The 15527-nt window shown below is 43.4% G+C and carries 12 protein-coding genes; 5 read left to right on the top strand and 7 right to left on the bottom strand.

All coding sequences use genetic code 11. The features are described 5' to 3' along the window. Entirely contained in the window at positions 1 to 1794 is a 1794-nt protein-coding gene (locus BW976_RS17540; protein WP_245834727.1) for a DUF885 domain-containing protein, read from the top strand. Positions 1795 to 2025: 231 nt separating this feature from the next. On the opposite strand, the gene BW976_RS17535 is transcribed toward BW976_RS17540, so the two are convergent. Further along, positions 2026 to 2283, bottom strand: a complete 258-nt coding sequence (locus tag BW976_RS17535) for a hypothetical protein (RefSeq protein ID WP_076374802.1) — start codon at positions 2281 to 2283, stop codon at positions 2026 to 2028. A gap of 153 nt (positions 2284 to 2436) precedes the next feature. Here BW976_RS17535 and BW976_RS17530 point away from each other — a divergent pair, with 153 nt between their 5' ends. Then, the gene (locus BW976_RS17530; RefSeq protein ID WP_139332331.1) at positions 2437 to 3357 is read left to right on the top strand and encodes a DUF6263 family protein; all 921 of its coding nucleotides are present in this window, start codon (positions 2437 to 2439) and stop codon (positions 3355 to 3357) included. A gap of 201 nt (positions 3358 to 3558) precedes the next feature. Here the strand turns inward: BW976_RS17530 and BW976_RS17525 are convergent, their stop codons facing one another. Both BW976_RS17525 and BW976_RS17520 read right to left on the bottom strand, forming a co-directional pair. Continuing rightward, the gene (locus BW976_RS17525) at positions 3559 to 3918 is read right to left on the bottom strand and encodes a hypothetical protein (RefSeq protein WP_076374798.1); all 360 of its coding nucleotides are present in this window, start codon (positions 3916 to 3918) and stop codon (positions 3559 to 3561) included. A 7-nt stretch (positions 3919 to 3925) separates the two neighbouring features. Continuing rightward, the gene (locus BW976_RS17520) at positions 3926 to 4540 is read right to left on the bottom strand and encodes a TNT domain-containing protein (protein ID WP_076374796.1); all 615 of its coding nucleotides are present in this window, start codon (positions 4538 to 4540) and stop codon (positions 3926 to 3928) included. 175 nt (positions 4541 to 4715) lie between these two features. Here BW976_RS17520 and ligA point away from each other — a divergent pair, with 175 nt between their 5' ends. From ligA to dapA, 3 genes are all read left to right on the top strand, one after another. Then, a complete protein-coding gene (ligA, locus tag BW976_RS17515; protein WP_076374794.1) occupies positions 4716 to 6734 on the top strand; it encodes an NAD-dependent DNA ligase LigA in 2019 nt (672 codons plus the stop codon). 111 nt (positions 6735 to 6845) lie between these two features. Beyond that, positions 6846 to 9299: a DUF5686 and carboxypeptidase regulatory-like domain-containing protein gene (locus tag BW976_RS17510; RefSeq protein WP_076374792.1), complete on the top strand. Its 2454-nt coding sequence runs from the start codon at positions 6846 to 6848 to the stop codon at positions 9297 to 9299. A gap of 254 nt (positions 9300 to 9553) precedes the next feature. Next, positions 9554 to 10432 (top strand): 4-hydroxy-tetrahydrodipicolinate synthase, encoded by an 879-nt coding sequence (gene dapA, locus BW976_RS17505; RefSeq protein ID WP_076374790.1) that lies wholly within the window; start codon positions 9554 to 9556, stop codon positions 10430 to 10432. Between the two features lie 79 nt (positions 10433 to 10511). Here the strand turns inward: dapA and BW976_RS17500 are convergent, their stop codons facing one another. From BW976_RS17500 to BW976_RS17485, 4 genes are all read right to left on the bottom strand, one after another. Beyond that, positions 10512 to 10691: a histone H1-like protein gene (locus tag BW976_RS17500; protein ID WP_022830046.1), complete on the bottom strand. Its 180-nt coding sequence runs from the start codon at positions 10689 to 10691 to the stop codon at positions 10512 to 10514. Positions 10692 to 11000: 309 nt separating this feature from the next. Next, positions 11001 to 12434, bottom strand: coding sequence for a glycoside hydrolase family 125 protein (locus BW976_RS17495; protein WP_076374788.1), 1434 nt, complete (start codon positions 12432 to 12434; stop codon positions 11001 to 11003). Positions 12435 to 12677: 243 nt separating this feature from the next. Further along, positions 12678 to 14414 carry a phospho-sugar mutase gene (locus BW976_RS17490; RefSeq protein ID WP_076374786.1) on the bottom strand — a complete coding sequence of 579 codons (1737 nt, stop codon included), beginning with the start codon at positions 14412 to 14414 and terminating at the stop codon, positions 12678 to 12680. Between the two features lie 180 nt (positions 14415 to 14594). Next, positions 14595 to 15368, bottom strand: a complete 774-nt coding sequence (locus BW976_RS17485; RefSeq protein ID WP_076374784.1) for a heparin lyase I family protein — start codon at positions 15366 to 15368, stop codon at positions 14595 to 14597. Positions 15369 to 15527 lie beyond the last annotated feature (159 nt).

Genomic DNA, 15527 nt, shown 5'->3' with positions numbered 1-15527 from the left:
GTGATCATAAAAAATATATTCGTAAGGCTGGCCCTGGCCATTGTTATTTTCCTTGTTGCTTTTACCGGCTGTAAAAAAGATATGGGCGGTGCCGGCAGCGGCGCGCTGTTAGGTAAGGACGACGCAGCTTTTGCCACTTATGAAAATTCCTTCCTGGAGCATTTATGGAAGCTTAATCCCAATTGGGCCACTTCGGTTGGGTATCACAAGTACGACAGCTTATTGTACATCCCCAGCGAACAAAGCCGGAGCAAAATGCTGGAGTTTGTGAAATTCCAGATCGATTCTTTAAGTCGTTTTGAGGTAAACACCCTGAACGAAGGTAACCGGATTGATTATAAAATAATGCAAAACCAATTGGACTTTACCCAATGGCAAATTGAACGACTGAAATCATACGAGTGGGATCCGGCGACCTATAACGTTATTGGCACTTTTGCTTATATGCTCAATGAGCATTATGCTCCGTTGGCTAAGCGTCTGCACAATTTTTATCAGCGCCTGGCCAGTGTGCCTGCCTATTACAAAGAAGCCGAAAAACAGGTTAAAAACCCAGTTACCGAACTTACCGCACTGGCTATTGAACAAAACCTGGGCGGCCTTGATGTGATGGAAAAAGATTTTGCCGATTCGCTCAAAAAAACCGATATCCCCAAAGCCGAAAAAAAACAGATGACCGATCGTGCCGCGCTTGCGGTGCAGGCTATCAAAGGATATACCGATTGGCTTAAGGCTTTGAAGAACGATCATCCGCGCAGTTTCCGCCTGGGGAAAGATCTGTATGAAGATAAATTCAAGTACGAAAACGTAGCGGCCAGTAACGGGCAGCAAACTTATAACGCGGCTATGCAGCGTAAAAAATACCTGCACGGCCAAATGGCTAAAATAAGCCGCGAACTATGGCCAAAATATTTTGGCAGTAAAGCGATGCCGGGTGATACACTCCTATTGATCAGGGCTATGATTGATACGCTATCATCCAAACACGTGAAGCCAGATGAGTTTCAGTCGGCCATTGTGCAGCTGATCCCCAAGTTAAAAGACTTTGTAAAAACCAAGGACTTGCTTACGCTTGATCCTACCAAACCACTTATTATCCGTAAAGAACCGGGTTATATGGCGGGTGTAGCCGGCGCTTCTATGAGCGGCCCGGGTCCGTACGATAAAAATGGGAATTCCTATTTCAACGTAGGCAGCCTGGCCGGCTGGAGCCCCGAAAAGGCCGAAAGCTACCTGCGCGAATATAACCAGTACATTATCCAGATATTATGTATCCATGAGGCCGTCCCGGGGCATTATGTGCAGGGCGTTTATGCCAATAAAGCGCCAAGCATCATTAAATCGGTATTTGGCAATGGCGCAATGAATGAGGGCTGGGCGGTATACACCGAAGAAATGATGCTGGATAATGGCTATGGCAACAACGAACCCGAAATGCGGTTGATGTGGTATAAATGGAACCTGCGCTCGGTTTGTAATACCATACTGGATTACAGTGTGCATAACAACGACATGACCAAAGAACAGGCCATCAAATTACTCACTGCCGAAGCCTTTCAGCAACAGGCTGAAGCCGAAGGTAAATGGAAAAGGGTAAGCGTAAGCAGTGTACAGTTAACCAGCTACTACACCGGCTACAAAGAGATCATGGACCTGCGCGATGCCTACAAGATAAAAATGGGCGATAAATATAAACTGAAGGATTTTAACGAGAAATTCCTGAGCTATGGCAGCGCCCCGGTTAAGTTTATTAAAGAGGCCATGCTGGCCAAACCGGCTGCGAGTAAGAATTAAGCCCCCTCTAAACGGCGAAGCCCTCATGAACGCATTAAACAATAAATAAAATGTGAGTAATCTCCCCCGGAAGGGGAGACTTTTGATTGTCCTTTTATTTTAAAGCCCTCCCTTCTGGGGAGGGTTTGGGTGGGGCTCCCCAAAAAAAGAGATAGCCCATGAATAATAAAAACTCATGGACTATGAACCATAAGCCATCACCCATGAACTATCAAATTCTTGTATGCTTTACTAGGCGTAATGATTTTCGTAATGATGTATAATCTGGTACTCCAGCTGGGCTAATATGTTATCCTCCAGCTTACCCTGGCAGCAAACCACATTGTGCTTGCTATCATCCAGATCAACTTCTGCAATAACTTTACCCTGATCAACCACGCGGAATCGTCCTGCTTCATTCGGTAAAACGGCTACAATGCGTTCATCATCCTTAAAATTGATCAACACATGAAACTGGTGCTGTGGTATAAATGCTATTTGCTGTAACATAAAAACCCCTTTCCGTTGTTAAAATATACTAATGAAATATAAAGAGCATTGATTACTATAAAGTTAACGAAATTACTTTTAAATAATTGTTATGTTTTGCTGCATTTTTTGATGAAGATTTTTGTAATAACTTTAACACGCAATAAATACACTATGAAATATCTTTTTAGTCTGCTTATCATACTCAGCATTAGCCTATCGGTACAAGCGCAAAAAATAAAACTGGCCTTGCACCTGGTTAAAGGCAATACGTACAATATGGTAACCAATACTACATCGGCCATTAAGCAAACCGTTAGCGGGATGGATAATCATATCGAAATCACCATTAATGGCACTACCTCATTCAAGGTATTAAATGCCGACGATTCCTTATACTACATGGAGGTTAATTATAAAAGCCTGGCCTTAAAAATGCAGCTCCCCAACGGCCCCGTGAGCTATGATTCGCAAAAAAATGACCCGAACGATTTTATGTCGGGTATCCTGGGCGGACTGGTGAACAAACCTTTTACGGCTACGTTTACCAAAAGCGGCAGAGTAAAATCGGTAGAGAATGTGGAGAACATGATCTCATCGGTACTGGATAGCTTCCCGCAGGTACAGGGGCCGCAGAAAGAGCAGATCAAAGCCCAGTTCCTGCAATCGTTTGGTGCCAAAGCTATTAAAGGGAGTATTGAACTGGCAATAGCCGTTTTCCCCGAAACACCGGTATCCAAAAATGATAAATGGACCATCAATACCAACCTGGAAAGTGCCATGTCGGCCAAGGTAAGTACCGTTTACCAGTTAACCGATATCGGCCCAACCAGCTATTCAATCCATGGCGAAGGAAAACTGGCCACCAACGCTGCCGACGATTTTAAAAGAGTAGGCGATATGCCCATGAAATATAACATGACCGGCACCATGACCGCCGACATTAAAGTCGACAAAGTAACCGGCTGGATCAGCGAATCCAAAACCAAACAAGTGATCAGCGGTACGGTAGATATAAAAGATAACCCCAAAGTACCCGGCGGCGTGAGCTTCCCGATGAGCGTGGTGAATGAGTCGGTAACTACGGATAAGTAATTGATTGAATACCAAAAGAAAAAGCCCTTGCAGGAATAACATGCAAAGGCTTTTTATATAAAACGGATGTCATTTCGATAGAGCATGGGTGGGCTTGAGCATGGTGCGAAAGAGAAATCTTCTGCTGTGTTTAGGTGCAAATTGCAGGTCGCAAAAGATTTCTCCTCGTACCTCGTTCGAAATGACAGTCTTCAGTAATCTTTACTTAACTACCCACACTCCTTCCAGGTACAACTTATACCGCGTTGGCTGAAATTCGCCATAGGCAAAAACAACAATTGTTTTATCTCTTTGGAAGAAATATAGCTTCAGGTTATCGCTGCCATGGTATTGGTGCAAAAAGCCACCATCGCGGGTAAAATCCCCGGTTTTGATAATGGATTCAAAATCATCATCGCCAATAAGCCCCTGCAGATCTTCAAAATCATGATTGATAAAATCATCAAATGCAATAGCGCCTCCAAGGTTTGTTTGGGTATCCGGTTGGAAGGAGCGGGATACCACATCCTGTTCGTTCCCGTCAAAGATCAATGATCCTATCTTCTCCTGTTTTATGATCATGCTTCTATTATTTAGTTTTTTTCTCTGCGATGTAACCTTCTTTTTTAAGGTCGTTAATAATGTAGGGCACTTCGTATTGGATACCTAAACCCGGTTTACCAAACCAGGGGATAATGGTGCCCTGCCTTACATTAGCTATAGGTTTTAAAATGGTATAAACACGGTAAGGCGAATTTAGTGTTTTATCGGGTAAAGCACGCTGCGGAAAAGGCACGCCTGTTTTGGATACAAAGGTACCGCGATCCTGGAACACGCTGTCGGCATCAAAATAGCCACCGTAACGGTCAATGTCTATACCAGCTGGTAAGGTCACTATTTTTAGGTCGACCGCGCCGCGGTTTGGCGGCCAGCCACCATTGAGGTTGTTGGCGGTAAAAAATTGTTCCAATTTGTCCCATTTTTCTTCTTTCCAGAGCCTCCAGGCGGTGTCGGCTAATGGCTTTTTGGTACTGTCGGCAAAGTCCGATACCGATTTTACAAAGTCGGCATAACTGATGCCCCTTACCAGGCCATTCTTGTCATGATGTTTGGCATGTAGCCTGTGATGTTTTTTGGATACCTGTGCCTGTGCAAAGAAAGGCATCAGCAATACTGCGAGTAGCAGCAGTCTAATTTGTTTCATTTTTGTTTTGGTTTAAGTTGAATAATAATTAAATACTTGGCTATTATTGCGCATAACGAAACTAAATATTTATTATTAAGCAACAATTGAACTTTTTATTCATTTTTATATTTGGCCAAAACAGAGTTTTTAGTTTGTAAACTATGGAATAAAGTAATTTCTTAACTTCGCATCTATGTCACCAGCGGAAGCCAAAAACCAGATCAAGGCCTTAACAACCGAGTTAAAACAGCACAACTACAACTACTATGTGCTGGCCATGCCCACCATTGCCGATTTTGATTTCGATAAGAAATTAGAGCAGCTGAACAAGCTGGAAAAGGAATTCCCGGAGTTTGCAGATCCGGATTCGCCTACGCAAAAAGTTGGTGGCGACATTACCAAGGAGTTTGTGACCTACAGGCACCGCTGGCCGATGCTATCATTAGGTAATACCTATAACGAGCAGGAATTGCTTGATTTTGATCAGCGCATCCGCAAGGCCATTGGGGATAATTTTGAGTATGTGTGCGAACTGAAGTTTGATGGCCTGTCTATGAGTTTAACTTATGAGGATGGCAAGCTGGTACGTGCCGTTACCCGTGGCGATGGCGTTCAGGGCGATGAAGTGACGGCCAACATACGCACCATCAACACTATACCTAAACGCCTGTACGAAGGCGGCGACTATCCTAACTACTTTGACATACGCGGCGAAGTTTTTATGCACCGCAAGGCCTTTGATCGCCTCAATAACGAACGTTTGGAGAACGGAGAGGTTGCTTATGCCAATCCGCGTAACTTTGCCTCTGGCACTGTTAAAATGCAGGATTCGGCCGAGGTGGCTAAACGCCCGCTGGATTGTTTCCTATATTTTCTGTATACCGAAAAACCCGTATTTAAAACCCATTGGGAAAGCCTGCAGGCTGTTAAAAGCTGGGGTTTCCATACCAACGAGCATAGCCGCCTTTGTAATAACATTGATGAGGTATTTGAGTTTATAGCCAAATGGGATAAAGACCGGTTTGGTTTGAGCTATGATATTGACGGCATTGTGATCAAGGTAAATAACTATTCGCAGCAGCAGGAGCTTGGCTTTACGGCCAAATCGCCACGCTGGGCCATAGCCTATAAATTTAAAGCCGAGCGGGTGCAGACCGAACTTCTGAGCGTAAGCTACCAGGTTGGTCGCACGGGTGCCGTTACCCCGGTAGCTAACTTGAAACCGGTACTGTTGGCCGGTACCACCGTTAAACGCGCTACCCTGCATAATGCCAACGAGATCATCCGCCTGGACCTGCACGAAGGCGATACCGTTTTTGTGGAGAAAGGCGGCGAGATCATCCCGAAGATCATCAGTGTAAATCCTGATAAAAGGGCACAGAACGCCGTACCCGTAGTATACCGCACCACCTGCCCTGCCTGTGATACCCCACTGGAACGTAAGGAAGGCGAAGCCGCTTTTTATTGCCCGAACGATGAAGGCTGCCCGCCGCAAATTGTGGGTAAAATGCAGCACTTTATTGGCCGCAAGGCGATGGATATTGATGGCCTGGGCGACGAAACTATCGAAACCTTGTACTCGCGGGGATTTATTAGCCATATCAGCGATATTTATAAGCTGTATGAACATGCCGATGAGCTCAAACAGATGGACCGTTTTGGCGACAAATCCATTACCAACATGCTGGATGGTATCGAAAAGTCGAAACAAATGCCTTTTGAAAAAGTCCTGTTTGGCCTGGGCATCCGCTATATTGGCGAAACCGTTGCCAAAAAGCTGGCCATTCACTTTAAATCGATAGACGGACTGATGGCTGCCACCCAGGAAGAGCTGGTAACCGCCGATGAAATTGGCGAGCGCATAGCTCAAAGCCTCGTTGATTATTTCGCGGATGAAAAGCACCGGGAAGAAATTGAAAAATTAAAAGCCCTGGGACTACAATTCGTAGTCGAAATAAAAGAAGTGAAACTGGCCAGCGAAAAGTTAAGTGGGCAAAGCTTCATCATATCCGGCGTATTTGAGAAATTCTCACGCGATGAACTGAAGGACCTGATAGAGCAAAATGGTGGTAAAATACTGAGCAGCATATCGGCTAAACTCAGCTACCTGGTTGCCGGCGATAATATGGGACCTGCCAAACTGGAAAAAGCCCAAAAGCTAAACATCCCCATCATCAGCGATGAAGAACTATTGGCGATGATTGAGATATGAGATAAAAATCAATCCCTATCTTCTGTCTTCAATTAATTTCACATTATTTAACAAAACTGTGTTGTAACATTTAGTAAATAAGCTTCATCTTAGTACAAACTACCTTACTACATGAAATTTACATTACTATCTATCCTACTTTTAATATCCGGCGTCCGTGTTTTTTCGCAGCAACTTAATATCAACGGCAAAATAACCGACGAGCATAACAAACCTATCCCTTTTGCATCCATCTATGTCAAAAATACATCCAAAGGAACCTCGGCTAACAGCGAAGGAGTTTATCAGCTGCAATTAAGCGCAGGTAATTATGAGCTGCAATATAAAGCGGTTGGTTATGGACAGCAAAGCCGCCAGGTAAACCTTACCGGCAACCAGGTAATCAATATCTCGCTCCAAACAGAAACTTACCAGCTTAAGGCAGTAGCCATTCATGCCGGCGGCGAAGATCCGGCTTACGCCATCATTCGTAAAGCCATTAAAAAGCGTAAAACTTACTTAAACGAGGTGAAAGCCTACACCTGCGATATTTATATCAAGGGCCTTCAAAAGCTGCTGGCCGCACCAAAAAAGATCCTGGGTTTCGACGTGCAAAAAGCTACTAACGAGGCAGGTCTCGACTCCAACCGTAGGGGCATTGTTTATTTATCAGAATCTGAATCAAAATATAGCTTTATACGGCCCAACAAGGTACATGAGGTACAGGTGTCGTCCAAAGTATCGGGGCAAAACAGGGCTTTCAGCTTTAACCGGGCATCAGATATGGCGGTTAATTTTTATGAGAATTTTGAAACCTGGGAAGGACTGAGCAACCGTCCGCTGGTATCGCCTATTGCCGATAACGCCCTGTTCTATTATAACTACAAATGGATGGGTATTTCTGTTGAGAACGGCGAAACCATCAATAAGATACAGGTAACCCCAAAACGCGCTCATGACCCCTGCTTTGAGGGCTATATTTATATACTGGATGATAGCTGGCGGTTATCGGCCCTGCAACTGTTCATCACTAAAAAGGCCAATATCAATTTGGTTGATACCCTTAAAGTAAACCAGCAGTTTTACCCGGTGAACAATACCGCCTGGATGCCGGCAAGCGTTAAATTTGAATTTACCGGTGGCCTACTGGGCTTTAAAGTAGGCGGCTATTACATTTCCATATACAAAAATTACGACCTGGAGCCCAGCTTTGCCAAAACCAATTTTGCCGAGGTTTTGCGTATTGATAAAGGCACCCAAAAAGATTCGACCTATTGGAACCAGCAACGCCCTATTCCCCTAACCGGTGAAGAAAAAACCGATTATATCAACAAGGATAAACTGGCCCGTAAGCGCGAATCGAAACAATACCTCGATTCATTGGATAAAGCCAATAACGAGATTAAACCACTGGGGATATTACTCACCGGTGTTGATGTCCGTAACCGGTATAAAAAGGAAACTTGGCATTATGATGGTTTGCTGGGATCCGCACTTTATAATACGGTGGAGGGTTTCGCTATCAACTACGGGATATCGTACAGGAAACTGATCGACACGCTTAACCACCGTTCGCTGCTGCTGGATGGCCATGTGCGTTATGGTTTCTCCAACCATTTACTGAATGGCAACGCGGGAGCAGCTATACCTGTAGGTCAGCGGTTCACTCTGGGTATCCGCGGCGGATCAGATATCACCGATCTCAATAACCAGCAGCCGGTATCTACCCTGGTTAACTCCCTGTACAGTTTGTTTGAGCGGCAAAACTATCAGAAGCTTTATCAAAAGCAATTTGTATCGGCTTCACTGTCTGGTCGTGTAGTGGGCGGGTGGCTGGCAGGTGCAACCGTAGAGTGGGCCAACCGCAAATCACTGAGTAACACTTCTACCTATAGTTTTTTTAGTCCGCAGAATCATCAGTTCACCTCCAACAATCCTTTAAACCCTGCACAGGATAGTCCTTTGTTTCCGGAAAACCAGTCGTTCAAAATAGCTTTACGTACCAGCTATGATTTTAGCGATCAGTATGAAACCTATCCATCGGGTCGCAGGTACCTGCCATCAAAATATCCTACCATCGGGATAAATTATACCAAGGGCATAAAAAATGTACTGGGATCTGATGTAGACTACGACCTGCTAAGCGCCGATATATCTAAATCAGACATTGACATGGGCTTTTATGGCAAAACCTCCTTTTTTGTAGGTGCAGGTAAATTTTTGAATGCCAATAAATTATATTTCCCGGATTATAAACACTTCGACGGCAACCAGCTATTGGCTTATACCCCGGGCATTAACCGCTTCCTGCTGTTAGATTATTACAATTTCAGCACACCCGATAAATATGCCGAAGGTCACCTGGAGCACAACTTCATGGGCTTTATTACCAATAAGATACCGCTCATTCGCAAGTTAAAACTACAGGAAATCGTCGACGTAAATTACCTGTATACTCCTACCCTTAAAAATTATACCGAGCTGGGTTTCGGTCTGCAATATTTAAATATCAGGCTGATGTATGGCAAATCATTCAACAGCGGCAGCAACACCAATTCGGCTATCAGGCTGGGAGTGAGCTTTTAAGTTTGAGTAGCTAAATAATATTTAGTCCTCCTTGATTGTCATTTCGACCGAGGCACGAGGAGAAATCTTGTACAACTTGCACATCCAACGTATAAGATCTCTCCTCGTGCCTCGTTCGAGATGACAGTTCTTTTTATAAACGAAGTAAAAACCACGTTTAAACCCTGTATGCTTATTATTCATTGCTCAAAACTCACTAATCACTACTCACTACTCACCACTAATCACTATATTAGCGTCCTTTAATTTTACTCATGAATATATTTTACGGAACAGGGGTAGCCATGGTGACCCCTTTTCAGGCGGATGGTCAAGTTGACTACGAGGGTTTGAGAAACCTTATTGAATATTTGATTGATGGCGGGGTGCAATACCTGGTATCATTAGGTACAACCGGCGAAAGCGCCACATTGAATGCCGACGAGCGAAAGCAGGTTTGGGCATTTACCGCGAAAGTTGTCAAGAAGCGCGTAAACCTGGTTGCCGGCATAGGCGGTAACAATACTCATGAGGTAGTTGAGCAAATAAAAGAGTTTGATGTTACCGGTTACGATGCCATACTATCATCAAGTCCGCATTATAATAAACCTACCCAGGAGGGTATATACCAGCACTATAAAGCTATAGCACTGGCAGCACCACTTCCGGTAATTTTATATAACGTACCCAGCCGTACCGGTAGCACTGTAGCTGCGGAAACAACCGTGCGCCTGGCCCGCGATTTTAAAAACATCATTGGTATTAAAGAGGCTTCGGGAAATTTCGACTTGTTTAATCAACTGATGCGCGATAAGCCGGAGGCGTTTTTAGTAATATCTGGCGACGATCCGGTTACCCTGCCTATGATGGCGATGGGAGCCGTGGGCGTGATATCAGTTATTGGCAATGCTGTGCCCAAACCATTATCGGCCATGATCAGCCTGTTGTTGATTAACGATTACAAAGCCGCGCAAAAAATAAATGCCAGCCTGGTTGAGTTTACCCGGCTAATGTTTGTGGAAGGCAACCCGGCCGGTGCTAAAAACGCCCTGAAACATTTGGGCGTTTGCGATGAGCACCTGCGCCTGCCACTGGTACCTGTAAGCAGCAAGATAGCCGAGGCCATTAAATTGGAAACAGGAAAGTTGTCATAAAAAAACAAACAAATTATCCCGAACAAAAAAACCCGGTTATATGATAACCGGGTTTTTTATTGGAATAAGAAAAATCTTACTAAGCTTCTTTATTTTTAGCTTCCTGTACTTCCAGACGGATAGCCTGTGCCAGGTTTTTAAGATCTTGCATGCCTTTACGAACACGTGTTCCGGCAGCGCTGTTTCCTTTGTTGTAGAATTTGTCGGCGTCGGCCTCCAATGAAGCTACAAGCTCTTTTACTTCAGTAAATTTTTTCATTTAATTACTCCTTTTAAAATTATTGAGGTTTATTGTTTTAACTAAAGCTAATCTATAATGTTTTTTTTTAATTAAAAACTTTTAAAGCAAAAAAATACTGCCTTAAAAGTGGTTTTTTTCCACATTTTAAAGGGTTAGTGAATATTTAAGTGAATATATATTATATTAAAAACAAAAAACAATAAAATATTTTTAACAATATCTTATATATAAATATTTAATACAAAAAATAACTTAAAATAATAATATTTTATATAATTTTAGTTAAAACAAAGCATATTTTAATACCATTCATATATTAAAACCGTATTAAATCATTTTCTGCAATATATCCGGGTAATGCTGGTGTGTTTTAATGATCAATTCGCCAAATAAAGTATTGGCCCAGGCAAACCATTTTCGGGTAAAATCATCGGCATTATCCTTATTAAACGACTCATGCATAAAGCCTGTACCGGCGTGAGTGGTCTTTAATAAACGCAGGCACTCCGTGATCTCGTCTTTATGTGTAGAGGTTAAGCCACGCATAATAATAGCCATAGGCCATATATAACCTATACCCACGTGAGGGCCGCCAATACCTTCGGCCACTTTTCCTTTAAAGAAGTATGGATTGTTTTCGCTCAGCACAAACTTACGTGTGTTTTGATATAACAGGTCGGTAACAGGCAACGAATCCAAGTAAGGCAGGGCCAGCAAGCTAGGCACGTTGGAATCGTCCATGAATAATTGGTTACCATAACCATCTACCTCAAAAGCTAATATTTTGCCATATTCCGGATGTTGAGTTGTCGCGTATTTTTTAAGGGCGACTTCCACTTCGGCAGCAAGGGCACGGCAGGCAGCAGATGTTCCGCTATCGTTACCAATGGTGGCATACATTTCGGCCATTTGGTTTAAACTGGTAACCGCGAAATAGTTTGAGGGTATCAAAAACGGATAAATGGTAGCATCGTCAGACGGGCGGAAGATAGAACAGATCAAACCTACTGGTTTAACCGGGTTACCATAGCCTCTGTTAGGTGCGGTATCGCTGGCCACTTCGGTTTTACGTTGGAAATGGTAAGGGCCTTTATCCTCTTTACGCTGCTGCTCCTTAAAGGTTTTCAGGATGATTTTACCTGCCTTTTGCCAGCTTTCGTCAAAAAAGCTACTGTCGCCGCTAATCTTCCAATAATTATAAGCTAATCGTACAGGATAGCAAAGCGAGTCGATTTCCCATTTACGTTCATGCAGCTCGGGCTTCATATCGGTACCGTCGGTATCCCATTCGCTGCCGGTTGGGCCCTGGTTAAAGGCATTAGCATACGGGTCTATCTGTACGCATTTAGCCTGACGGCTCAATACCCCCAGTATCAGCTTTTGAAGCGCCGTGTCAGTTTTGATGAGCGGCAAATACGGCCAAACCTGTGCCGATGAATCGCGCATCCACATGGCGTTAATATCACCGGTAATCACAAACGTATCGGGTTTACCATTGGCTTCTGAGTAATTCACGGTAGTATCCAGGGTATTGGGATAGCAGTTTTCAAACAGCCAGGCCAGCTCCGGATCTTTAATATCTTTTTTCACCTTTTGAATAATGGCCTCAACCGCCTTACTGGTAAATTTACGATCGGCCAGTTTAGGGCGTTTGCTTTCAAACGCAGGCAAAGTGCTGGCAAATAATGACGGTGTAACACCCAGGGTAATACCCGCAGCGGCTACGCCGTTCAGTTTGATAAAATGTCTTCTGGTGAGCATAAAGATTTTTTAATGGTAGCCGTAAAAATATAAAAGCCTTTGGTTATCCGAAAGATATTAGGATTTTATTTTAAAAGGTTTTAGCAAGACCTTTCTTCCCTTTGTCATCCTGAACGCAGTGAAGGATCTATTGTAAAAGATGCAAGGTGTATAATAGATGCTTCACTGCGTTCAGCATGACAAAATTTTATTATCAAACAACAAAGGCGCCTGTTGGCGCCTTTGTTGTTTGATGGGATATACTTAAACTCCCAGATCTTTCATAATGGTATCAATTTTTGCTTCCAGTTGATGATCGGTTTCGTGGTAAGCGGCTTTGCTGGCCAGTTTACCATTTACGCTGCAATAGAATTTGATCTTAGGTTCGGTACCTGAAGGACGGGCAGATATGATGCTTCCGTCGGCGGTAATAAACTGTAATACATCCGATTTTGGCAATTCCAGCGCTTTGGTAGTATTGCTGTTCAAGTCTGTTTCTACTCCTTTTTCATAATCTTTCAGCGTGATCACCTTAGAACCACCCAAGGTAGCCGGTGGATTGTTCCTGAATTTATCCATCATCGCAACGATCTCTTCAGCACCGGTTTTACCCTTTTTTGTGATCGAGATCAGCTTTTCTTTATAGAAACCATACTGTACATAAGTATCAATAAGGGCCTCAAACAAGCTGGTGCCTTTATCTTTATAATAGGCTGTCATTTCGGCAATAAAGGCGCTGGATACAATAGCATCCTTATCGCGCACCAACTCACCTATCAGGTAGCCATAACTTTCTTCACCACCACCAATAAAGGTTTGTTTCCCTTGTAATTCAGTCATCAGCTGGCCAATATATTTAAAACCGGTAAGTGTATTATAATAGGTTACATTTTTGGCTTTGGCTATTGCCTCAATGAGGTTGGAGGTTACAATGGTTTTAACAATGTACTCTTTGCCGGTAAGCTTGCCTTTATCCTGCCATGCAGTCAACAGATAATTAATGAGCAAACTGCCAGTTTGATTACCGTTAAGCAGTATAAATTCGTTCTGGTCATTTTTAACGGCTATGCCTACACGGTCGGCATCGGGATCGGTTGCCAGTACCAGGTCGGCATCTGTTTCCTTAGCTTTTTTAAGGGCCAGCGTTAACGCTTCTTTTTCCTCGGGATTTGGATATACCACGGTTGGGAAATTACCATCGGGCGTGGTTTGCTCATCAACCAGTATCACATTTTCAAAGCCGAAAAGCTGCAATGCTTTAGGTGTTAAAGTGATACCTGTACCGTGAATGGGCGAGTATACGATTTTAAGATCCTTTTGTCTTTTGATAGCTTCGGGCGATACAGAAAGCTTCACAATTTCTGACAGGTACAGATCATCAATATCCTTACCTATCGTTTCTATATTTTCTTCAACACGGTTAAATTTAACCTCATCAATACTTTTTATAGCCGCTACTTCGTCCATTACGGCTTTATCATGCGGGGCAACCAGCTGGCCTCCATCATTGCCATAGGCTTTGTAACCGTTATATTCTTTTGGATTGTGGGATGCGGTAAGCATAACACCGCTTTTGCAACCCAGGTGACGTACCGCAAAGGAAAGCTCAGGCGTTGGACGCAGCGCTTCAAAATAATACACATGAATACCATTTGCCGAAAAAACCTCGGCCGTGGTAGAGGCTAGAAAATCGGCATTGTTGCGACTATCATGTGCTATGGCTACTTTAATTTTTTCGCCGGGATAAGTTTTTTTCAGGTAGTTGGCCAAACCCTGGGTAGCAGTTCCGATGGTGTACTTATTAACGCGGTTAGAGCCAGGCCCCATGATACCGCGAAGACCACCCGTTCCGAATTCCAGGTCCTTATAAAATGAATCTGTTAACTCTGTATATGCCTTATCATCCAGTAATTTTTGTATCTGTTGTTTAACATCAGCATCGTAGCTGCCTTGAAGCCATGTATTTACTTTTTGTAGTACGGAGGGGTCTAATTCTTGCATGTGTACCTATATTAATGGATAATTTGTTAAAATCAGTTTGATAACAAATATGGCAATAAAATGTGTGCGTGCAATTGAACAATAAAATATTTTATAACGTCATTGCGAGCGCGGCGTAGCAATGACGCACAAGAGGAAGATAAAAGAAAAGCCCCGGTAAACCAGGGCTTTCTTTCTACCTTATTGAGCTACATCATCATAGCTTGTACCAATACGTATCTTTTTAACGATGTGGGTTGCCTGGGAGGAATCACCGCCATATACGCCCCATTTCGGATCGCAGGAGTCGCTGTCGAAAGTGCGGCAGTAGTACCTTTGGCTATTATTGGTAAACGTTTGCTTTACGCCGTTATACCATAACTCGATGTAGCCGTCAGTTGGATCTGTTGATAATTTTATACGCAAAACAAATGATTGCCAAGTACTCACTGAGAGCGGGATTGACCAGGGAACAGTGGCCACATGGTTCTCGTCAAAGTTCTGTAGTTGTAAAGTTCCACTAACGGTACGCAGCATTAAAGGATGATTGGCCGTGGTGCTGGTAGGATAAGATTTCCACTGAAATACCGCATCCGTTTTTAGCGAGGTCGGCATATACAGTTTGTCTGTCCACCCGATATAAAACTCGGAGCCATTTAATGCCTGGTAGTTTTTGGCGCCGTGGCCTTCGGTGCGGTGACTGCCTGCCGGTTTTGTAAATTGCCAGCAAAGTGTGCCTGTTTCATCAGTAACGCTGGTCATCGCGCCTGTGCCTTCGATGTTTACATCCTTCCATACATTGCTTGATCCACGGGAGGCATCACCATTAAACAATACCGAGAGTATTTTCGGCGTTGCGGTGATTGGCGAAACTCCATTGTTTACGGGATTGTGCTTTACGTCTTTTGTGCACTGCGATAGCAGCATTACGCAACCTGCACCCAATGCAGTTGCCATCAGTTGAATTTTTCTCATGTTCTTCTTTTAGTTTATAATGGTAAAATATATATTTACGCAACCGGTTGCGTAAATATATAAAAATATTCATAAAAAAGCTTTTGCTTCCTATTTTTATATATCGTTGAGCCATCGGGTTATAGGGATGCTATCTTTACCAGGTTTGATATCAGAACA

Origin of the sequence: Mucilaginibacter lappiensis (assembly GCF_900155965.1) — a bacterium.
Classification (GTDB): domain Bacteria; phylum Bacteroidota; class Bacteroidia; order Sphingobacteriales; family Sphingobacteriaceae; genus Mucilaginibacter; species Mucilaginibacter lappiensis.
Note: the sequence above shows the minus strand (reverse complement) of the source record. Positions and strands in the feature narration are given on the sequence as shown.